This window comes from Psychrobacter sp. 1U2 (genome assembly GCF_051847575.1).
The window spans coordinates 1-798 of the sequence record NZ_JBPYDC010000865.1 but is presented as its reverse complement, the minus strand read 5'-3'; the positions used below and the strand labels follow the sequence as shown (position 1 = coordinate 798).

General features: G+C 39.5%; 1 protein-coding gene. It reads right to left on the bottom strand.

All coding sequences use genetic code 11. The annotated features are described in order from the left end of the window. Nucleotides 1-334: 334 nt before the first annotated feature. The coding region (locus ACS8FD_RS19200; RefSeq protein WP_439277033.1) for a DUF1499 domain-containing protein at nucleotides 335-798 on the bottom strand (464 nt) is incomplete at its 5' end.

The following is a 798-nucleotide window of genomic DNA, read 5'->3' as shown; positions in this document are numbered from 1 at the left end:
AGCGGTTAACAAAGAGAGAGTAGAGAGCTTATTCAAACGCATGAAAGTATCCTATAAAATTTAAAGAGGCTATCAAAAAAGATAGGTAAAAAGGGATAGTCAAAAGAGCGACTAAGAAGAAAAACAAGAAAATATGAGGTGACAATAGTGCATTATAATAGCAGGTTTTAGAGTAACCAATATTACTAGTAAAGAAAAAGTATTGAAGCCTGAAGGTTATAAATAACTACTATATAAGTGGACGAAGGGATAAGGCTAGAGTTATCGTCTATATAATAATGGCAAACACTATAGCTTTTAAATTGGCTCATGTTCTATGTATGTCCAAAACTAATCAATCACTCAAAACCTCATTCAACTCGTCAATAAAACTGCGAATACGCTCAGCATTTGTGCCCAAATCGCTACCGCCAACCCGTGATTTACTGCGAATATCGACCAGATGTTCGCCACCTTTGTCAGTTACCCGTATGACGATATCATCTTTAAAACCAAACCACATCGTCGAATCGGTTGCCTCAACGATACCAGTGCTAGCATCAACATTTACCAAATCCCAGCCCAAGTTATCAGCGGCTTGTTCGGTAGCTTTTATTAGTTCAGACTTTGATTGCGTATAAGTTAAGGTTTGCAGTTCAGGATAAGCGTTGCGTTGTTGCTCTGCGGTCTCTTCACCAGCATATTCAACTGGGTTTGGTGCATCAGCGCGTAGTGGGGCAATAGCCACAAATTCAGGTGGGTTAATCAAATCGGTCGAAATATCATGGATAGGCGGTACGCTTTTGGCAGTATTCATCA